20 protein-coding genes are annotated in these 21,391 nt (G+C 37.0%); 16 read left to right on the top strand and 4 right to left on the bottom strand.

The features are described from left to right. Nucleotides 1–101: 101 nt before the first annotated feature. Both B2C77_RS20010 and B2C77_RS20005 read left to right on the top strand, forming a co-directional pair. Nucleotides 102–452, top strand: a complete 351-nt coding sequence (locus B2C77_RS20010) for a hypothetical protein (protein WP_077706635.1) — start codon at nt 102–104, stop codon at nt 450–452. A 31-nt stretch (nt 453–483) separates the two neighbouring features. Continuing rightward, nucleotides 484–681, top strand: a complete 198-nt coding sequence (locus tag B2C77_RS20005; RefSeq protein WP_077706634.1) for a hypothetical protein — start codon at nt 484–486, stop codon at nt 679–681. Nucleotides 682–758: 77 nt separating this feature from the next. Here the strand turns inward: B2C77_RS20005 and B2C77_RS20000 are convergent, their stop codons facing one another. Together B2C77_RS20000 and B2C77_RS19995 are read right to left on the bottom strand one after the other, a co-directional pair. Further along, nucleotides 759–1,928, bottom strand: coding sequence for an iron-containing alcohol dehydrogenase (locus B2C77_RS20000; RefSeq protein WP_077706633.1), 1,170 nt, complete (start codon nt 1,926–1,928; stop codon nt 759–761). 71 nt (nt 1,929–1,999) lie between these two features. Beyond that, entirely contained in the window at nt 2,000–2,857 is an 858-nt protein-coding gene (locus B2C77_RS19995; protein ID WP_176087378.1) for a DeoR/GlpR family DNA-binding transcription regulator, read from the bottom strand. A 191-nt stretch (nt 2,858–3,048) separates the two neighbouring features. Between B2C77_RS19995 and B2C77_RS19990 the strand changes: the two genes are divergently transcribed. The 10 genes from B2C77_RS19990 to B2C77_RS19945 all read left to right on the top strand — a co-directional run bounded on the left by B2C77_RS19990 (nt 3,049) and on the right by B2C77_RS19945 (nt 15,998). Further along, complete coding sequence (locus tag B2C77_RS19990) at nt 3,049–4,377, top strand: Na+/H+ antiporter NhaC family protein (protein ID WP_077706631.1); 1,329 nt, start codon at nt 3,049–3,051, stop codon at nt 4,375–4,377. Nucleotides 4,378–4,699: 322 nt separating this feature from the next. Continuing rightward, the gene (gene mtnK, locus B2C77_RS19985) at nt 4,700–5,902 is read left to right on the top strand and encodes an S-methyl-5-thioribose kinase (protein WP_077706630.1); all 1,203 of its coding nucleotides are present in this window, start codon (nt 4,700–4,702) and stop codon (nt 5,900–5,902) included. 25 nt (nt 5,903–5,927) lie between these two features. Continuing rightward, entirely contained in the window at nt 5,928–6,980 is a 1,053-nt protein-coding gene (locus B2C77_RS19980; protein WP_077706629.1) for an S-methyl-5-thioribose-1-phosphate isomerase, read from the top strand. Nucleotides 6,981–7,122: 142 nt separating this feature from the next. Next, nucleotides 7,123–7,782 carry an L-fuculose-phosphate aldolase gene (locus B2C77_RS19975; RefSeq protein ID WP_077706628.1) on the top strand — a complete coding sequence of 220 codons (660 nt, stop codon included), beginning with the start codon at nt 7,123–7,125 and terminating at the stop codon, nt 7,780–7,782. A 738-nt stretch (nt 7,783–8,520) separates the two neighbouring features. Further along, nucleotides 8,521–8,811 (top strand): PH domain-containing protein, encoded by a 291-nt coding sequence (locus B2C77_RS19970; protein WP_077706627.1) that lies wholly within the window; start codon nt 8,521–8,523, stop codon nt 8,809–8,811. A gap of 232 nt (nt 8,812–9,043) precedes the next feature. Beyond that, nucleotides 9,044–10,057, top strand: coding sequence for an NADP-dependent oxidoreductase (locus B2C77_RS19965; RefSeq protein WP_077706626.1), 1,014 nt, complete (start codon nt 9,044–9,046; stop codon nt 10,055–10,057). Nucleotides 10,058–10,702: 645 nt separating this feature from the next. Next, a complete protein-coding gene (locus B2C77_RS19960; RefSeq protein WP_077706625.1) occupies nt 10,703–11,578 on the top strand; it encodes an AAA family ATPase in 876 nt (291 codons plus the stop codon). An 11-nt stretch (nt 11,579–11,589) separates the two neighbouring features. Continuing rightward, nucleotides 11,590–13,503, top strand: coding sequence for a vWA domain-containing protein (locus tag B2C77_RS19955; protein ID WP_077706624.1), 1,914 nt, complete (start codon nt 11,590–11,592; stop codon nt 13,501–13,503). 501 nt (nt 13,504–14,004) lie between these two features. Further along, nucleotides 14,005–14,679, top strand: a complete 675-nt coding sequence (locus B2C77_RS19950; protein ID WP_077706623.1) for a hypothetical protein — start codon at nt 14,005–14,007, stop codon at nt 14,677–14,679. Further along, a complete protein-coding gene (locus tag B2C77_RS19945; protein WP_077706622.1) occupies nt 14,679–15,998 on the top strand; it encodes an efflux RND transporter periplasmic adaptor subunit in 1,320 nt (439 codons plus the stop codon). The genes B2C77_RS19950 and B2C77_RS19945 overlap by 1 nt, the downstream gene beginning before the upstream one ends. A gap of 71 nt (nt 15,999–16,069) precedes the next feature. On the opposite strand, the gene B2C77_RS19940 is transcribed toward B2C77_RS19945, so the two are convergent. After that, nucleotides 16,070–16,915, bottom strand: a complete 846-nt coding sequence (locus B2C77_RS19940) for a YihY/virulence factor BrkB family protein (protein ID WP_077706621.1) — start codon at nt 16,913–16,915, stop codon at nt 16,070–16,072. Nucleotides 16,916–17,248: 333 nt separating this feature from the next. On the opposite strand from B2C77_RS19940, the gene B2C77_RS19935 reads away from it, so the two are divergent. Together B2C77_RS19935 and B2C77_RS19930 are read left to right on the top strand one after the other, a co-directional pair. Continuing rightward, nucleotides 17,249–17,701, top strand: coding sequence for a DUF948 domain-containing protein (locus B2C77_RS19935; protein WP_077706620.1), 453 nt, complete (start codon nt 17,249–17,251; stop codon nt 17,699–17,701). 2 nt (nt 17,702–17,703) lie between these two features. Beyond that, entirely contained in the window at nt 17,704–18,117 is a 414-nt protein-coding gene (locus B2C77_RS19930; RefSeq protein WP_237342808.1) for a DUF948 domain-containing protein, read from the top strand. A gap of 270 nt (nt 18,118–18,387) precedes the next feature. Here the strand turns inward: B2C77_RS19930 and B2C77_RS19925 are convergent, their stop codons facing one another. Next, on the bottom strand, nt 18,388–18,828 hold the full coding sequence (locus B2C77_RS19925; RefSeq protein ID WP_077706618.1) for a DUF948 domain-containing protein: 441 nt from the start codon (nt 18,826–18,828) through the stop codon (nt 18,388–18,390). Between the two features lie 445 nt (nt 18,829–19,273). On the opposite strand from B2C77_RS19925, the gene cwlD reads away from it, so the two are divergent. Next, the gene (gene cwlD, locus B2C77_RS19920) at nt 19,274–20,008 is read left to right on the top strand and encodes an N-acetylmuramoyl-L-alanine amidase CwlD (protein ID WP_077706617.1); all 735 of its coding nucleotides are present in this window, start codon (nt 19,274–19,276) and stop codon (nt 20,006–20,008) included. Nucleotides 20,009–20,142: 134 nt separating this feature from the next. Next, complete coding sequence (salA, locus tag B2C77_RS19915) at nt 20,143–21,201, top strand: iron-sulfur carrier protein/transcriptional regulator SalA (protein ID WP_077706616.1); 1,059 nt, start codon at nt 20,143–20,145, stop codon at nt 21,199–21,201. Nucleotides 21,202–21,391 lie beyond the last annotated feature (190 nt).

Genomic DNA, 21,391 nt, shown 5'->3' with positions numbered 1-21,391 from the left:
TTACAATAGTTTCAAAATTTGTTGACTCATAATTAATAAGATCATCTAGTGCTTGCACTTTATTTTCACTTAGGTATAGTTAAATAGAGGAGGTGGGTGAGTTGCATCACAGATTATTTCGATCGTTCATCTTATTGCTGTTATTCGCATGTTTACTATCGAGTCAGGCTGTACAGAAAATCAATCAAATGCCTAATTTGATAGCAGAAGATACAACGATTACGTCTGTTGTACAAGCGTCTCAGGACGACGCGATACAAGTTACTTCACCTACTGTTCCGATGCCAAAGGATGCACTGTTTCTAACAAAAGCTCCTTTTGTTAAGGAAGATGTCATATTATATTTCCTAGAGGATTTTTTTCCAGATAAGGGTTTATATGCTACAGATACGCATCGAATGGTGGAATGGATGAAGTACCACTCCAATTATCTCTCTCTTCATGTTTCATAATTATTATGACAGCATGAAAGGAGAATAGAAAATGAAGTCATCACAAGAAAAAGCAGGGTGGAAAGAAACAATCATATGTTATGTAGTTATTCTTATTATTTTAAGCATTTTCTTAGGAACCATTGTAATTAGTGGAGAAATAACAGGCACACATTGGATGGATTATTTACGTAAGTTCGAATGGGATGTCAATATAGATTTATTAAGACAGCTGTTTTTGATAGACTAGAGGAGAGTGTTCCCCCAGGAGTTAGATGAAGCAATTCTAACTTCTGGGGATTTTTATTGGTTCTATACAAGTAATTATTACAAAGCTAATTTCAATATTTCCACCATATCTGTAGCATTTAATTTCTTAAGGTGTCCAATGGCTTGGGTGTTATTTTTCGTTGCACGATTTGCCATTTCTTCAAAATGTGTATCGTCAATTTCCAATTCACTCAAGCGTGACTTCATGCCCATACGGGTGAAGAAATCACGTGTCTTTTCGATACTTAATTGAATGATTTCTTCCTTCGAGTGAGCAAACGGATCAATGTTAAATACGCGAACGCCGTACTTAACAAAAATATCTGGGTGGAACTGACTTACATATTCCATCCAAGCAGGAAATACGATGGCCATTCCTTCTCCATGAACGATGCCATATTGCCCGCTAAGCTCATGCTCCATACGATGTGAGGCCCAGTCTGGTTCACGTCCTAATTCTAAGCTATTGTTATGCGCCATGACGGCAGTCCACATGACTTCTGCTCTTAAGTCATAATCTTCTAGTTGTTCCATCAATTGTTGCCCGCTAATTAAAAGTGATTGTACTGCACCTTCAAGAAGAAAATCAGTTAATTGTACATGCTCTATTTTAGTAAAGTAACGTTCTAAAAGATGTGTTAAAATATCGGATACACCTACGCCAGTGTGATAGCTTGGCAGTTTTACTGTGAATTCTGGGTTGAGAATCGAAAATGCGGGAATAATCAGGTTTGTTTCCACACCTAATTTGTGTTCTGCGTTAGAAACAATGGTAGCATTCGACATTTCTGAACCAGAAGAGGCAACAGTAGAAATCACGCCAATTGGTAGTGCTTGCTTTACTTCAGCCTTACCAATAAAGAAATCCCAGGCATCCCCGTCGTATAATGCACCAAAGGCTACAGCTTTTGCTGTGTCAATCACGCTACCGCCACCGACAGCTAAAATGAAATCAATTTCCTGCTCTTTTACAATTGTCACCAACTTGCGGATTAAGCTAATTTCAGGATTAGGAACCACATCTCCATTTTTGAAAATCTTTATATTTTTGGCATGAAGCTTTGTTTCAATGGTATCATAAATACCTAAATCAAAAATATAGTCGCCACTATAGAGTACAAGAACACGTTTAGAATGACTTTCTGTGTCAATAAGCTCACCAATACGACGTTCTTCGCCTTTCCCGAAGTAAATGTTTGCTGGGTTATAGTAGTTAAAATTTTGCATGATTTATCTTAAACTCCTTTTAAAATATATGTTTTGTTGGGAAACGTATATTCATAAAGGAATCAATCAAATTAATAAATCAACTGTATATTATTATTTTGAAAGAAATGCATCCACTCTGGCGATGGCTTTTGGTCTGTAATAATGGTAGAGATGTGCGAAAAGTCATCAATTAAATGGATTGTGCGAAAATCAAATTTTGTATGGTCCACTACCAAATAATTTTTCTCTGATTGTTGTAAGAATTGTTTTCTAATCAGCGATTCTTCTTCGCTGTAATCGGTTGGACCAATATGCAAGCTTATGCCAGAGCTACTAATAAACGCTTTATCAATTAAGTATCGGGATATTACATTTTGGGCATTTACACCAATAAAGGAATGTGTTACATTCCTAAAGTTACCACCAATAATAATTAGTTTAATAGACTTGTGATCCTTTAAGACGTTGGCAATATCTAATGAATTAGATATAACAGTAATTTTTAATGTTGTCATACTTAAAAGTGTTGCTATAGATAATGATGTTGTGGAGCTGTCTAAAGCGACAGACTCTCCGTCTTCAATGAATTGCAAGCATTTACCAGCCATATTTTGCTTTTCTTCTTTTAACATCGTTTCTCTTAATAAAACAGGCACTTCTTTATCAAGTGTTTTGGGCTGATAAGCACCACCACGCACGCGTTTTAACTTCTTTTCCTTCTCTAAGGTTGCTAAATCTTTGCGGATTGTTTCTTCTGTTACATTTAACATTTTGCTCAAATCCGTCACTTTTACACTGCCGGTATTATTGAGTTGTTTTAAAATTTCTTGTAATCGATCATATTTCATCAAAACAATCTTTCCTTTACGATTTGCTACTTGCACTTTATCATAAAAAAACCGAAAAGTAAATGTTTCAGAACGTAATTGCAAACTTTTTGCAAACAAAAGCCAAAATATCAAAACAAAATAATTGTGATTTTCTTTGAAATGTATTGACATTCTGTTTTAACTCAATTACTATTAAGTCGTTGGGAGCGTATACATAAAGTTTCATATAAAGAATATAGTAGAAAGGAGTAAGGATTTGGGGGGGTTTTTGTTTTCTAACTATCATAGAGAAAAGGAGAAAAATCCTAATGCAGAAAACAGAAGAAAAAAACAAAACTTCCAATAAAGGGAGATTTATGGGGCTTGTCCCGTTAATTATCTTTTTGGCTTTATATATGTTAACAGGTTTAGTGTCAGGTAGCTTTGAAAACATGCCATTGATGATTGGTATATTAATTGCTTCAGGCGTTGCATTAATGATGTCGAATAAAGACAATCCGACAAAGTTTGAAGAGCGAGTGACGATGTTTTGTAAAGGTGGTGGCGACCACACATTGATCTTAATGGTTGTTATCTTTATTTTAGCAGGAGCATTTCATGGTGTAGCTAGTGGAATGCATGCTGTTGATTCCGTAACAAATTTAGGTCTTAGTGTTCTACCATCCAATTTAATTTTGCCAGGCTTGTTTATTATTGGTTGTGTACTTAGTTTCTCTATGGGAACGTCTATGGGGACGGTTGCGGCTTTGGCACCATTAGCTATTGATATTGCTGATAAAACAGGATGTAATGTAGCATTAGTATGTGGTGTTGTTGTTGGTGCGGCTATGTTTGGTGATAATTTATCGTTTATATCTGACACAACCATTGCAGCAACGCGTACACAAGAAATATCTATGAAAGATAAATTTAGAGCAAATATTTTAATGGTTTTACCAGCAGTAGTTATTAATATGATCTTATTGGCTTTTGTTCCGATTAATACGGTTTCTATCTCTGGATCTTATGACTACAACATAATAAATATCATTCCATATGTGTTAGTTATCGTTTTGTCATTAGTTGGTGTTCAAGTTATTACAGTAATGGTTACAGGGATATTTGCAGGTATGTTTATTGGTTTATTCCATGGAGATTTTACAATTATTGAGTTTATGAAGATTGCCCATGATGGTATGAGAGGCATGGAAGATATGGCTATTATTGCTATTTTAGTCGGTGGGCTTGTTGCATTAATGAAATATCTTGGAGGAATTGATTGGCTACTTCATACGCTTACTAGAAAGACGAAAACAGCACGAGGTGGGGAACTTTCCATTGCAGCCCTTGTTAGTTTAATGGATATTTCAACTACCAATAATACGATTTCCATCATCGCTGCAGGACCGCTAGCGAAAGATATTTCCGATGAATTCGGTATTTCTCGTTCGCGTACGGCAAGTTTACTAGATATATTTTCTGCCGCATTCAATGGTTTATTACCATATGCAGGACAATTATTAGTAATTGGCGGCATGGCAGGAGTATCACCTGTTAGTATCATGCCTTATAACTGGTACTCCATTCTAATGATAGTGATCGGTTTACTATCTATTGCTATTGGCTTTCCAAAAGGGAAAGATGTAAAGGTTAACTAATCATGTGAATTATATAACAATCGATATACGTAGGAGCTTCTTCTAGAAGACAGTTGCCCAACTTGTCTATCATCAGTTTTGGGAAGTTCCTCGTGAACGATAGCAAAAAATGAATATTCTTTTGTACCTTGAATATTTTACACGCGGAAGGTAAGATCGGTATTCTCCGTGAAACCTTTTATATTCAGTTATAAAAGAACAACTTATATACTAATAGTAACATTTGTTAGAAAAAATAACATGCAAAGAGCTTGAATATAAATATCTTTTAAGAAAACGTTAAGTCCTTACAGATTTAATTAAATTACAGGAGGAAAGTATGATGTCCAAATTCACACAGCATTTTTTAATGGCGCATGAAGACGTGAAACAGTTTGTGACGGATGAATTAAAGCTATTTCCAATGGATGCAGAGCTGAAGGTAAGTGAAATTGGTGATGGTAATATCAATTATGTGTTTAAGGTTGTCGATAATAAATCAGGGAAGAGTGTCGTTGTGAAGCAGGCGGATGTGCTACTTCGATCATCTGGTCGTCCGCTTGATATTTCAAGGAATAAGATTGAAGCTGATATATTAAAAATACAATATGAGCTTGTACCAGCATTTATTCCGGAAATTTACAATTATAATGAAGCGATGAGCACATTAACAATGGAAGATATTTCTGCTTATAAAAATCTGCGCTATGAATTAATGAATGAACAAATTTTCCCAAACTTTGCCGAAGACATCAGTACATTTTTAGCAAATGTACTTTTACCTACTACGGATTTATGTTGGGATCGTCATGAGAAAAAAGAGCTTGTTAAAAACTTCACCAATATAGATATGTGTGATATTAGTGAAGACCTTGTCTTTACGGAGCCTTATTATAACTATAAAGACCAAAATATTATTATTGAAGCGAATGAACAGTTCGTAAAAGATCATATTTATCAAAATGATGTGCTAATTGGTCATGTTGCCGCATTACGTAATAAGTATATGAATCAAGCCCAAGCATTAGTGCATGGAGATTTGCATTCAGGCTCCATTTTTATTAATCAAGCAGGGGTTAAAGTCATTGATCCAGAGTTCGCTTTCTATGGTCCGATGGGCTACGATATTGGAAATGTTATCGGTAATTTATTCTTTCCATTGGCAAGAGCTCACTATTACAATGGAGACGGAAAATTTCAAGTATGGTTAGCAAACACAATTTGTGATGTGTATGATAAAGTGAAGGAAAAAATGGCAACTGTTTATGACGAAAGCGTGACGCTTCCGCTTTATAAGAATACATCTTTTAAAACGACTTATCTAAGTGAAGTAATGGCTGATTCTTTAGGGTATGCAGGAACGGAAATCATACGTCGTGTTATCGGTGATTCCAAAGTAAAAGAAGTATCCGAGGCGCCACTAGGTGAAGAACGTATTGCTATGGAACGTGCGTTACTTAAAATGGGAATGGAGTTAATTATGCAACGAAATGAGATCACAACAGGGGAAGAGCTAGTTCGTCGATGTCACCAAATAATGGCTTAACGACTGCATAAGGAGGATGTTAAAGATGCAACGAGCGGATTATGATTTACCGTTTTTATTAACTTATGAAAATGTAGCTTGGTATGAGAATGGCAAAGTGCGCATATTGGATCGGAGAATTTATCCGACAGAGGTTCGATTTGTTGAATGTACGACACATCAAGAGGTTGCCCAAGCTATTACAGATATGGTCACACAAAGTGCTGGTCCCTATACAGCGGCTGGAATGGGTATGGCATTAGCTGCGTATGAAATACGCGGTAAAAAAGAAGCGGAGCAAGTAGCGTACTTGGAAAAAGCCGCTCATACGATTGCTTATGCTCGCCCAACTACGGCAAATCGGATGGGGAAAATTACGAGCAGTTGTTTAGAAGTAGGGAAAGCTGCGCTAGCAAAGGGGGAAGATCCTGTTGAAGCGATTTTTCTCTCCACGGTAGATTCTTTAAATCGTCGTTATTCCATTATGGATAAAGTAGGCAAGCACTTAATTAAATTAATGCCACATAATGGAAAGATTCTGACGCAGTGTTTTGGGGAGACAATAGTGGGAACTTTCCTACGTGCTGCTAAAGCAGAAAATAAAGATTTAGAAATTTTTTGCGCGGAGACTCGACCATATTTGCAAGGTGCTCGTTTAACGTCTAGCTGTGCCATTGATTTGGGCTTTCCAACAACAGTAATTACGGATAATATGGTAGCTTATGCTATGGAATACAAACAGATTGATGTGTTTACGTCTGCTGCGGATTCCATTGCTAGGGATGGACATATAGCGAATAAAATTGGTACCAATCAAATCGCTATCGTCGGACAGCATTATGAAGTTCCTTATTATGTGACAGGGATTCCAGATACCGATAAGCAAACAAAAGCGGATATTGTAATTGAAGAACGTGATCCGAAGCAAGTATTAGAATATCGAGGAATTCCTAATACCTTAGCTGGAGTTCAAGCTATCTACCCATCTTTTGATATCACAAGCCCATCTCGTATCAGCGGAATTGTGACAGATAAAGGCGTTTACGCTCCTAATGATTTGGATGCATACTTCAAAGAGGAGCAAGTCCGGTTTTATTAATTCTTATGGATGTAATGTGTCATATCTTTTACCATGATTATTTTTGGAAAGGATTGGTGACCGAGATCACAAGCTTTTTACTTTCTAAAATCTAATTGTTTGTGGTCACGTGAGAAAAATTTAAAGAGTGAGGATAATAGACATGAAATATGCTGAAGAACGGAAACAGATTGTAGATTATGGCAAGAAATTATTAGAAGAGAACTTAACGACAGGTACTGGCGGTAATATAAGTATCTTTATAAGAGAAGATCAAGTGATGCTTATTTCACCAAGTGGTATTCCTTATCCAGATATAAAGGAAGAAGATATTGTATTATTGAATCTCGATGGAGATGTACTGGAGGGAGATCGTAAGCCTTCCAGCGAGTATGATATGCACCGTATTTTTTATCAACGTACAGAGCATGTGAATTCCGTTGTGCATACACATTCGGAATATGCAACTGTTTTTGCATGCTTGCATGAAGAAATCTTGCCTCTCCATTATATTATTGGTTCGGTTGGCAATAAAGTTCGCTGCTGTGAATATAAAACGTTCGGTACGTATGAGCTAGCGGAAGAAGTTTTTCAAACGATTGGCAATGATAAAGGACTGTTGCTTGGTAACCATGGTGTGATTGCAGTTGGCGAGGATTTACCAGCGTCTTTTTCCGTTGCGAAGGACATCGAGTTTATTGCGAAACTGTACTATCGGGCGCGGAGTATTGGGAAACCAGTTCTGTTAAATCATGAACAGTTAGCTGAAGTTGTTGATAAATTTGGTACGTATGGACAATTAAGAACATACGGCCAAGATTAAGCTACTTATAGTACAAACGATCAAGGGAATGTTTGGAGGAAATCACCTTTTCTTCAAACATTCCCTTTTAATTACCTTTTACGATATTTCTTTACTTTTCTGCACGCTATATTTTGTACATAGATACTAATTTTTAATACACTAATTGTTTTAAATGTATATAGCACCTTTCATCGGTTCCACATCAAAACTTTAAAGAATGAATTATTTAGCATGCTAATTTACAAAGAAGTTGAATCGCTAGCTATTAGCGGGTGAAATGTGTTGAAAAAGATAATAGTAGTATTCGACTACTCATCTATTTTAAAATTTTAGAAAAGAGGAAAAAGAAACTTTTTACCTACTGGAAACGTAATCTATGCAAAGGTATTGTTTTAATTTTTTTATAAATTAAAAGCGTATTATTTAACTGTAAGAAATCAGCCAAGACAACTTTGAATCATGTTCCAAAGCTGGTGTGAAAATGTCGCGTGGGTTTAAAACAAGTTGATAAAAACGCAATATAAGGGAGGTGAAGTGTACATGGTTTTTCGTTCCAAATTAGATGCATTCTTTTTTTACACTATAGGAAAGTATAAAATTTTAAGGATTATAGTATAAGAAAAACTAAGGCTTCCGCTAAGGGATTTGGCGGGCAAGCCAAGTTTTTCTAAAATTCATTTTTATTGTGGTCATTATTTTTGCTATAGTATCTTTTTTCCGCTATTTCTCGAAGGAGGAACCGAGCTGCCAGTAGTTATGCTATTGACATCCGTATTCCTTGTTGTGACAAGTTTTTTTCTTTGGTGTGTACTTTCCATCAAATACGTCTTTTATCAAGACTATCTATCTGTCAAAGGTGGACCGTTTAGAAGTCGAATTGCATATGAAAGCATTACGAAGGTCTCCGCTACTTCAACTATTTTTTCTGGTTATCGCTTATTGTCATCAAGAGATGCTATTGAAATTTCATATACGATTTTTGTGAGTGTGAAAGTATCCCTGAGAGACCAAAAAGAGCAGTGTCCAAACGCGCGGTTTCAAGAATGAGCTATATGAACGATCGCTTTCGATCGGAAGTATTTGCGGTATTATATGAAGCTTAAAATTAAATAGCATGATGAATATCCATTCATATTAGTAGTAGAAATGAAATCGTCGTGTTAGCATAGATCAAAATGGGTAATGTTTTAACAGGGTGATTTTAAGTTAATACCATTATCTTTATTGCTTAGATATGAAAAGAGTTTACTATAAATCTTTTATTTTGAGGAGGAGAATAATGAAACAACAACAACTCATTTTTAATGAACGACCTAATGGGCTACCAAATGCAAGCACGTTTGCCATGAAAGAAGTGGAGGTGGGGAGTCCAAAGCAGGATCAATTACTATTAAAAACGCTTTATATTTCTGTTGACCCGTATATGCGTGGCAGAATGGCAGATGGTCCATCCTATATTGCCCCATTTCAAATTGGCGAGCCTCTTAATGGTGGAGTTGTCGGGCAAGTGATTACTTCAGAAAGTGATCAATTCCAGCAAGGAGATATTGTTACGGGAATGCTAGATTTTCAAGAATATCATATAGTGAATGCGGATCAAGTACGTAAGGTAAATACATTTGGTTTACGTCCTAGTGTTGCTCTTGGCCCTTTAGGAATGCCAGGATTGACGGCGTATTTCGGGATGATGCATATTGGTGAGCCAAAACAAGGAGAAACGGTAGTTATTTCTGGAGCGGCAGGAGCTGTTGGACAAATAGCAGGTCAACTTGCTAAAAAAGCTGGTGCACGTGTAATAGGAATTGTTGGTTCTGAGGAAAAAGCAGCGTATATTACGGAAACACTGGGCTATGACCTTGCAATCCAATACAAGCTTGGCGATGTGCATGAACAATTGAAGCAAGCTTGTCCAAATGGTATCGATGTTTATTTTGAAAATGTAGGTGGAGAAATAGGCGATGCGGTATGGCCGTTACTGAATGCATTTGCTCGTATACCTGTTTGTGGTGCTATTTCGTCGTATAACTTGAAAGAGGGCGAAAGGGACATTGGTGTACGAGTACAGACGTATTTAATCAAAGCTAGAGCAAAAATGCAAGGCTTTTTAGTCGGTGACTATACAGAACATTTTAAGGAAGCATATGAGGAATTAGGCAAAGCGATAGCGAGTGGAGAATTAAAATACCAGGAGACAATTCGCGAAGGATTCGAGTCGATCCCTGATGCTTTCATCGGCTTGTTTACAGGTGAGAACATTGGCAAGCAATTGGTGAAAGTCGCAGAACAAGAATAATTAAGGGTGAGGAGCACAATCATTTTGATTGTGCTTTGCTCTATTTTAAAAGATAAGAAAGTATAAAATTTTAGGCTTTATAGAAAAACGGTAGCTTTCGCATAAAAACTTGTGACAAGCCAACTTTTATCTCGGATATAATGTGCTGTAAGCCTCCAAATTTAAGAATTGGATGATGTGAGCTGAACAAGTCTACGTGTGGGAGATAATAGTACTTAAATCCTCGATTTGTTCAGAGGCTTTTAGGCACAACTTGTGGTACTTTAGAATCTGTGTGAGATAAAAGAAAGCCCCCACTGTTTGAAGATTTAACTTTATACGAAAGCTTTTTAGGTGTGATGGTTATACTTTATCCTATTCTGCTAAGCCAAAGATGTGCATTGCTAGGGGTTTTTTCGTCGATATAAAATCGTCTGTGTTATCTAAGTTATTCACGGCAGATTCGCATTGAAGTTGTGCGCTTTGAATGGGTAAAAGCACCTTTCAAACTTCTTAGTTGAGTATGTTAAATGTTTCACGTGAAAAACACCGTGTATTCTCTTTTTAATAATAAGAAGTAGGGTTGAAACAGGCGATGTGAAACAGCTAACTTTTGTCAAAGGTTCAAACAGGGTACAATGATTTTGAAAGGGGCATGTATACTTTATGGAAATGAAAGAGGAATTACCAGCAAATATAAAAGAGCAATTGCAAAATTTTGCAAGGAATACGACTGCTTATACAGAATTAATTCGTGAAGGTGGCTATATGGCTCCTAATAAGGAGATCATTATTGATGCCGTTACAGCACTTTTACTAGGGAAAAACATTTTATTAAAAGGTCCTACAGGGGCTGGGAAAACAAAGTTTGCTGAAACGCTATCTTTTTTATTTCAGCAGCCGATGTTTAGCATTAACTCTTCTGTAGATATAGATGCTGAGAGCTTACTAGGGTTTAAAACACTTACTTATGAGGATGAAAAGCAAGTGATTGAATTTATCCCAGGTCCTGTGATAAATGCGATGGAGCACGGAACCTTTTTGTATATAGATGAAATTAATATGGCCAAGCCAGAGACACTTCCTATTATAAATGGCGTATTAGATTATCGACGTTCGATTACAAACCCTTTTACAAATGAAATTGTAACTGCGAGTAAAGGGTTTAATGTCATTGCTGCAATAAATGAAGGCTATGTAGGAACGGTGCCTTTAAACGAGGCGCTAAAAAATAGATTTATCGTGATTGAAATTCCTTATATTCAAGGTGGACAATTAAAACAGTTAATAGCGCAAAATACCAAGTTGGAAGATGAAAAGCTGGTGGATTTATTTGTAAAACTATCGAGCGATCTGATTGAAGCAGTAGCTCAAGGTAAAATTAGTGAGGATGCAGCTTCTATTCGAGCTTTATTAGATGCATGTGATTTAAGTAAGCATATACCTGCTAAACGTGCGATTCAACGGGCAATTGCTGATAAATTAGAGGAAGATCGCGAACGAGAATTTATTATGAGCCTCGCAGAAACATTATTTAGTTAGGAGTATGGAGGATGTATCGATTTCATCATAACATCGTAGACACCCAATTATTTCGACAGTTACAGGATTTGTCTACGGTTCTATCTGGAGTTTCTGACCTTACATTCACGTATCGTTTTGGTTCTTATATTGATATCGTTGATCGGGAAGTAACAGCAAGCAGAATGTGGGATAAAGCAAAATTTGAATACCGAGTAGCTGGTTTGAAAACAGACGTATATTTACGAACAATTGGAACGCTATCCTACACGGATGTACGTGCTGTGCAACAATACGTGGAAGCTTTAAATCGCTTTTCGTTACCTAAATTCGGCAGGAACTTATTTGCTTTATTAGAAGATATTCGGCTGGAGGAGCAGATTAAACAGGAACGCCCTGGTACGAAAAATGTATTTTTACAAAGAAAAGTGTATTTAAAACATCAATTTGACAAAGATCGAGCAGCCCATGTAACGAGAGGGCTTGCGCTTGATGAATTATTTTGTCTAATCTACTTACGCCTGCAATCAGACGTTGCTGAGCCGAGTTTCCCAATGGCAAGCGAAGAGCAACTGGATCAACTTAAAAGGCTAGCCGCCAATTTATACGAAGTGTTTGAAGCAAAAAGCACGTCTGATATTGCTCGCATATGTGAGCAAATGCTACATGTAATATCAGAAACCAGTCATTACGACATGATTCATGATTATTTTGTCCTCCCCATTCGCCATGTTCATACATTTGCAAAAAATACGTTATTTGATGAATTAACGCGAACGGACCCACTGGAAAATGACGATAAGGAGGAATTGGACGAAGACAAAAATGAATATATTGACGAAACTTTTTCGACATGGCATAGGGAAAATGAAAACAGCGATCGTAAACAAACCTTTCTGCAGTTTGAGTTAGAAGTCGGGACAAAAACGAATATGAAAGGGAATGGTGCGCGTGAGACCGAAGATGGCGATCAAGCAATGGGGACAATACAAGGTGCTGCTGGGCAAACAAAAAATAAGGATTATTCCGACCTAGAATCACTAGATAAACAAGAAAATAAACAAGGCCAACGTGCAGAAAATGTCTATGGGGAAGAGAATAAGGATGCGGTTAAGCTTTTAAAACAAGCGGGTGCTCCAACTAAATCGGAAGTGGCGCTTTATGAAGCGTATGTAAAAGATGTGGAGCCGTATAAGCGAAAATTAGAGAATATATTAAAAAAGACCATCGAACATAAACAAAATGCACCGAGGACGAATATAATGGCTGGCCGCTTATCGAGAAAGCTGTTACCAATTGTGCTTGATGAAAGGCCACTCATTTTCTACAAAAAGAATGAGAAATCGAAGGAATTTGATGCTGCTTTTACGTTGCTAATTGATTGTTCAGCATCGATGCAAGGGAAAATGGAGGAAACGAAGCGAGGAGTTACGCTGTTTCATGAGGTATTAAAAGCTTTTCAAATTCCTCATTCTATTATTGGCTTCTGGGAAGATGCAATGGAAGTTAAAGAGCATTATCAGCCAAACTATTTCCATGTTATTCATGCTTTTACTGATTCATTTTATGAACGTAATGGTCCTAAAATTATGCAGCTTGAACCGCAAGAGGATAATCGTGATGGTTTTAGCATTCGTGTAGCGACAGAGGAACTCGCAGTAAGACGGGAAAAGAATAAGTTTTTACTTGTCTTTTCAGATGGGGAGCCAGCTGCTGCGAACTATAATCAAAATGGCATTGTTGATACAAATTTAGCGGTCATGGAGGCTAGGAAGCAAGGAATTGAAGTAATTGGAACATTTCTTGCTAATGGAGAAATCGGTGAACTAGAGGATCACTTTATGCAAAATATTTATGGGAGAGAAAGGATCCTTGTTCCCAATGTAGCTGAGCTTCCAGAACATTTTGCGCCACTTATGAAGAAGCTGTTGTTAAAAGCACTTTAAAAGTATGGAATGAAATGTGCTCTATCGCCAAAATTTCACTAGATCGTTTCACCAAGCCTTACTATAGAGAGGCTTCATGTAGTCCAAATTGATAACTTCCTCTTTAAAATGGGAGTTGTTCTCTAGTAAGTTTTGAGGCAACTCTTGTTTTTTAGACCAGTTTATTGTCAGAAGAATTGTCAATCAATCAAGTAATTTTAAAAAATAAACTAATTTTCTATAGGCACATAGCCAAAAATTAACAAAAGTAATAGATTTTTATCACATTGTGCGTTAAAATTGAAGCAATATTTCTACATTTAATGCGCGAATTTTGTTAAAAAAATAAGCATAATATGTAGCTTTATAGCTTAAAAAGAAGCTTTCAACAAAGGATAAGCTAAATTTTCCTAACACTATAGAAAAGAAAGTATAAAAAATTTTTGGTTTATAGTATAAGAAAACTATCACTTAATAAATTTGGCGAAAAGCCACGTTTTTCTAAAAGAAGGGTTGTGGAAAATGTCTTATCAGAACAATGTGTTTAAATTTTTCTTTTCGATGGAAGATCACTTCGAGCATATTAAACATGCGGAAAGAATTCGAAACTTCTGGCGTGGTCTTTTCCTATTATTTTTTTGTAGCGTTCTTATATATGGATTCATGGCATATTTAGGCTTGGGAACGGATATCCTTTCAGCAAATATGCTAAAAGTGACGCCGTTGGAATATGAGCAACAGAAGTTTTGGTTTATGGTTGGAAGAATGGGATATGCTGCTTTACTTGCTGGATTTATTTTATTTGTACCATCCTTACTTTATTATGCAGTTACAGGAATACCTTATCGTAAAATAGTGATTATGCAGCAAGTCGTTTTAGTTGCCATGCTAATAGAACGATTAACATGGATTCCACTTGCTGTTTGGAATGGATTAGATTGGTATCTTTCCCCATTGTCGTTAGGTATTATTGCTTCTTATATTACCGAACAGGAGTATTTGATTTATTTTTTTGGAATGATTTCGTTATTCCAAGTTTGGATAATCGGCTTTCAAGTAAAATATTTACGGTTTTTCACTGACATGAGAAAGCTTTGGTTATGGTTTATGGTGATTGGCTTGCATGTGTTTTTCTGGTCGATGGCTTCTGTGCTCGTATTTGCTGACCAATACTTACTAAATAGGTGGTTTCATTAATGTCAACGTTAAGAAAGCGATTACAATTAATTGGTGCAACTTTGTTCATCGGTGCGAATGTTTTATTAGTTTATACAGATGATGAGGAGAAGGTAGATCGTATAGCGTATGTTTCAGAGTGGGCAGATGCTTCTCAAGCTGATTTGGAAAAAAAGCTACATACTACAGGAGTATTAACATCTGCCGAGGAAAAGCCCATTTATTTTGATTCGACGACAGGAAGTTTCGAGGCTTTTAAAGTAAAAGAAGGAGATGTGGTGAAGGCTGGTGATGCGCTATTCACTTATAAAGTTGGCCATTATCAAGCGGTGATGGCGGAGTTGCTCGAGAAAAAAATGCAGTTAGAAGAAGAAATAGCATCTATTGAAAAAGTCATCTCGCAAATGTCCTCGTTGCAAATACCGGATATAAATACTGAGAGTGCGGGATTAGAATGGACGGAAGAAGAGTTGACAATTACCATTCCGCAAGACCCTGTTCAAGCTAGATTAATGAAGCAACAATTTTTATTGGAAAAAGAAACAGAAGTAGCCGAGAAGCAAATCGCTTTAAAAAGTGTGGATAGTCAAATAACAGAACTGCAAGAAACTGGGGACACTATTACCGTCGATAGTCCGTATGAAGGGACCATAACGCAACTTTCAAAACAACTAACAGATCCCATTATTACAGTTTCTAGTACAGAGCTTCATGTAGAAGGCGAATTGACGGAATCAGAAAGAGTAGATGTGAAAACAGATCTTTTTGCAAACCTAGAGGTAACAGAGTTAAAAGAATCTCTAACGGGAACCGTCACTAAGGTGGGAGAGATGCCCAAGGAAAAAGCTACTGCAACAACATCCAGCCTTTATCCGATTATCATTAAACTAAACGAATTCAATGAGGAACAAGGGGAAGCGGTAGAAAATGATGACGAGCGGGAAGATGGGCAATCAGAAGGCAATTTATCCCTTCAACGTCATACAGAACAAAATTTATTACCAGGGTACCATGTGGATATAGATATTATAACGGAGACTTCAGAAGGAGCCACTGTATTGATGGAAGATGCCATTTTTCAACAACACGTGTGGAAAATGACAGAAATGGGCACTCTATTACGTCAAAAAATAAGTACTGGATTAAAAGAAGACTCCCGTGTGGAAATAATCTCTGATTTACAGGTAGGAGATAAAGTCGCTCTGCAACCAGGAAAACCATTTCGTTCAAATGCATCGTTTATAACGCCTTTAAAATGGGGGGCTGGTCTTAAGCCTACCGTTTCGCCCAAAGGTACGAATTGGTTGGAATTTTTCATATCGGGGATTATAAATAGATAGAGCTAGTTAGCATGAACAAAAGACTAGCTCTTGCTATTTAAAGTTTTCATATGGTTATGGAAAGTCTTGTCTTAGGATACTTGCTGTTCGTTTTCCACCCCTTTAGATCGTTTGTCGTTATATAGAACGTTAATAATGGCACCACTCAAAAAGATCATGCCTGTTAAGTAAAACCAGATGAGTAAAATAATAATACCACCAAGACTACCATAAGTTGCAGAGTAGTTACTAAAATTGCTAATATAGAAAGAGAATCCGAATGATATCAGTTGCCAAAGAACACTAGCTGTTATTGCTCCAGGTAGAATATGTTTCAAAGGGAGGCGCTTATTCGGAGCAAAACGGTATAAAAGAAGCAAAAAACCTGTTAAAACAGTTATGCTCAATAGCCACCGTAAAACTTGAAATAATAAACTCATGGCAGAAGTTAGTCCGACAAAAGAGGTAATAAATTGTAGAATAAGATCACCAAATAATGGCAGCGTAATGGCGATAATAAAAGCGAAAATCATATTTAGCGTCAAAATTAGAGCGGTAAGGCGAACAATGAGCATATTCCGTGTTTCTTCAACTTCGTAAGCTGCATTGGTCGCTTTAATAAAAGCATTCATCGCAGCAGATGAGGACCATAAGGCACCGATGATCCCTAGTGTTAGCAGGCCGCCCCTTGGTACTTCGACAATACTTACAATGTTTTCTTCTAATAGTATGGCAAGTTCATTCGGTAGCAATTGGTTTGTAAATGAAACAGCTTCTTCGGCACTAATTGGAAAGTAGGGAATCAACGTAAAACCTATTAAAAAAAGGGGAACAATGGATAAAAGAAAATAATAGGCTAATGCTGCTGCTAATAATGGGACTTGATCCGTTTGAAATTTTTCTAGAAATAATTGACTATATTTTTTAATCGTAGACATTTACTTTTCCTCCAGGTTGTTGTTTATTGCACTATAGGAAAGTATATGATTTTTTACTTTATAGTATAAGAAAAACTGTTAACTTTCGCTAAACTTAGCGATCAGCCAAGTATTTCTGGTACAAGCTCTCCTTTATTTGTCAATACCCTTTATCAGCGCTAACTAATCTAGCTTTTTAACAGGATAAGAAAGTAATTCTTTAATAAAGGGAAACTACGACATGAACAAATAGGGACAAGCCAGGTTCTTCGATTGTTGACAGCATAAAAACATATTGTGTTTCAATCTATATTGCTAGTGGTATAATCCATTATAAGAAAGGGGGATTCGTGCGTGTTAGACGTGTTATATTTTACATTATTAATGATAGCTGTGGCATTTGCATTGACAGTCGTTTTTATTGTTATTGTGTTACATCGTTTTACGAAGTTATTAAAGACGACCGGGAGTACATTGGGACAAGTTGAAACAGATATGCAACAAACTATTCCAGAGCTACATCATACATTAAAGCAAACACATGTAACGGTGGATGACATAGGGGAAAAATTGCAAGCGACAGATTCATTATTTGCGACGGCTGATAATGTCGGGCGTTCCGTCCAAAATATGAACCAAACCGTGCAAAAAACAAAACCAATATGGAAGAAAGACCGGTTAGAAGAAGATATTGAACCTTATGTGGAAGGGATACGTTGGACAGCTGTAGCTGCTTATTTATATAAGCAATGGAAAGAAGAATATATGACGAGAGAGTCTGACGATCAAACTAGAAAAGAGGGATAATAATGTTATTAGAGATAGGTGTCTTATTAATCGGTATTGCGTTTTTTATCGCAGCTATATTTGTATCTTATGCACTAAATAATTTAGCAGGTGTTCTTCGTGGCGTGGAAAAAACAGTTGAACAAGTACCTGAGCAGATGAATGCCATGGTAACAGAAACAACCGGATTAATTAAAGAAAGTAATCATACCTTAGAGGATATTAATGATAAGATGAAGCAGCTTAGCCCATTATTTTATGTAGTGGGAGATGTGGGGAACGTGACGCGCAAATTTTCCGCTTCTCTCGTCAAAGTTACAGAATCTGTCAATGAAAAGTCTAAGAATACCGCAGATGAAATGCAATCTAAAGGGTTATCCAGTTCGTTTGGGAAGGTGTATTCTTGGATGAAAAATCGTAAGCAACAAAAACAATAATAAAACCCAAGAACAGCAGTTGATGCGATATGGAAATATATAAGCAAATAAACAGAGAAGAAAGGCAACGAATGAGTGTACAACAAAACCTCATGGCAGTTGTCTTTTTTGATGTATAGTATAAGCGAAACGACGGTGTTTTTCGCCAAAAAAATTTGTCAATAAGTCAAGTTTTAGAGGACCCAAAAAAAGACAATCAATTTGTTCTAAGTAAATGATTGTCTTTAAAGATTTGGCGGTATAGCTAAGTTTCTCTAAGAAAGGGTAATGCTATTTCGAATTGTTGCTAGCTTGTTGTGGTTTACTTTGCTTTATCGCATAATAAGTTAACGTAGCAAGGCCGTAAATACCTTCTAAATGATGCTTCTTGGTAAAGCCGTTTCCTTCTGTTGATGAACCTTGTACTTTCATGATAGCATCGACTACTGTTGATGAAGTAGCCTTAGCAGCTTTTGAAGCATCTCCAACTAGATGGAAAATAGGTGTTAGCTCCTTCACTTGTTTATTCAGTTCATGAAGTGTCTCATGTCCAGTGCTTATCGTGTCGGTAGCTTGGTTTGTAATTTCTTCTACTTGTTCTGGTAATTTATCTGTTGTTGTCTGTAGGCTACGAAGCACTCCTGCTAAGTGGAATAAAGGTTTCATTAATAGAATAGCAAGGATTAAGAAAGCAACCCCCAAGATAGTAACTCCAAGTCCTAACCAATCCATATGATTCTCTCCTTTCTTCTATTTCTCTCATATAAAAGCTGTTGTGGGCTCTTGCCGAGAATTGGAATCCCGAGTTGGACAAGTTTAAGTAAGTGGGAGATCACAGCGTGTCAATCGGTATTTCTTTCCCCTAACAATCAGTAGAAAGAAAATCGCCACTCATTGATATTTCGCTTTATGTATTTCTTTAATATACCACGAAAGATCGAATTGTAAACGAGCCCTAGATAATATTTCTAGTCATAGGCATAAATGCAAGGCATGTCTCATAGATTAGAATAACATAAATTATTTACTAATAAAGGTTGAAAAGCATGGGCATAGTATCTTTTTCTTTTTGCTTGGTTTTCTTATAGAGCTATAGGGAGGCTTAGTAGAGTCTATTCTTCTTTTGAATGGGAGTTGGAGACGCTACATAATGGAATGAAAAAAAGGGGGGGAGTATTTGAAGCGATGGTATAAAATCGTATTATGGCTGGTGGGTGTTTTTATATTAGGTTACCTTATTCAACTACCAATTAAAAATCAACTTTCACTTGACGTAGGATCTTCTTTTTCCTTACCCTTATCTGGAAAGACGATTGTGATTGATCCGGGACATGGAGGGCCTGATGGCGGAGCTGTTGGTAAGGATGATACACAGGAAAAGGATATTTCGCTAGAAGTTTCTAAGAAGTTGCAAAAGTATTTACAGCAAGTGGGAGCAATCGTGTATTTAACGCGAGAAACAGATAGGGATCTTGCTTCTGAGAATGTAAAAGGGTTATCGAAACGAAAATCAGAGGATATTCGAAATCGATTGTCGTTCATCAATGAACAAGAAGCAGATTTATTTATTTCATTGCACTTAAATGCACTACCTTCAACTAAATGGAGAGGGGCGCAGACATTTTATAACCCCCAAAAGGATGAAAATAAGCATTTGGCAGAAATGATTCAGGCAGAGTTTATTCGTAATTTAGAAAACACCAATCGTGCAGCTCTAGCCATTAACAATGTCTATTTACTGAAGTACGCAGAGACGCCTGGTGCACTTGTAGAAATAGGTTTTTTATCTAACGTTGAAGAGCGAGAATTATTAAAAGATACGGATTACCAACAGAAAGTAGCTGCGAGTATTTATAAAGGAATTTTACGGTATGCTACGGAGGAAATAAAGGCAGAGGAAGGGGAGGATTAACTTTTATTACGAATAAGAGTCACCACTTTTTCGTACATACGGACTTGTTATAATTGAACAAGCCCATGAACTGAAGGATCGTCTGTTTTATGTTATACTGTCGATGTATGCATTTACAAAGGGATGGTGATTCAATGCTAACAAAAGAAGAAGTAATTCAACTGCTTAACTCTGTAAAAGATCCTTTTTTACATATATCGCTAGAAGAAACGGAAGGCGTAAAGGAAGTAAATATTAAAGAAGAAAAGAAACATGTAAGTGTAAAAGTCGCTATCGCAAAAACAAACACTGCTGAACAGATGCAACTGCAACAAGAAATTGTTGGGATTTTGAAGAAAAACGGAGCGACAACGGTTGGTCTACGATTTGAACAATTACCAGATGATGTGATTAAGAAATACCAACCTGCCGCTGAAAAGGAGCAAGAAGCTACATTGATGGGTGGTAACAGCGGCACGAAATTTATCGCTGTTTCCAGTGGAAAAGGCGGTGTTGGTAAATCGACGGTAACGGTTAATTTAGCGATGTCGCTCATGCGTTTAGGGAAAAAAGTAGGCATTATTGATGCCGATATTTATGGATTTAGTGTTCCCGATATGATGGGCGTGGAGGAACGTCCAAAGGTTCGTGGTGAAAAAATTATTCCAGTGGAACGTTTTGGTGTAAAAGTTATTTCTATGGGATTTTTTGTAGAAGATAATTCACCAATTATTTGGCGTGGGCCGATGCTTGGAAAGATGTTAAACAGCTTCTTTAAGGAAGTAGAATGGGGCGATCTTGATTATTTATTGCTTGATTTACCACCCGGAACAGGCGATATCGCGATGGACGTCCATGAATTACTTCCATCCTGTAAGGAAGTCGTCGTTACAACACCTCATCCTACAGCGGCGTTTGTTGCCGCTCGTGCTGGTCAAATGGCGTTAAAAACGGAGCATGAAATTCTAGGTGTCATTGAGAATATGGCTTATTTCGAAAGTCAGCTTACAGGTGAGAAGGAGTACGTGTTTGGACAAGGCGGTGGCAAGAAGCTGGCAGAAGTGTTAAAAACAAAAGTACTTGGCCAGTTGCCGTTGCAGCAACCTTATGAAGAAGAGGATGTATTTGCTCCATCCATTTATCAGCAAGACCATCCAATTGGACAAGCTTATCATAAGATCGCTGCCAAAATAGTGGCGCAATTAGAAGCGTGAAAGTTAAATGACGTCTCGGGAATAGCGTGAGTGTCCCTGAGACGTCTTTTTGCGCTAATAAAAGTTTAAAGGTTGATAGTATAAGAAAAACGACAGCGTCTTTCTGTTAGAAAAATTTCGCAATAAGCCAAGTTTTTCTAATACGGTTTGCTATTCGAGTTGTATTGGGTCATAAAAGTGGGATACGTAA

Source organism: Virgibacillus dokdonensis (assembly GCF_900166595.1).
In the GTDB taxonomy this organism is placed as follows: domain Bacteria; phylum Bacillota; class Bacilli; order Bacillales; family Amphibacillaceae; genus Virgibacillus; species Virgibacillus dokdonensis.
The sequence above is the reverse complement of the archived record's forward strand: the minus strand, read 5'-3'. Positions and strand labels throughout refer to the sequence as shown.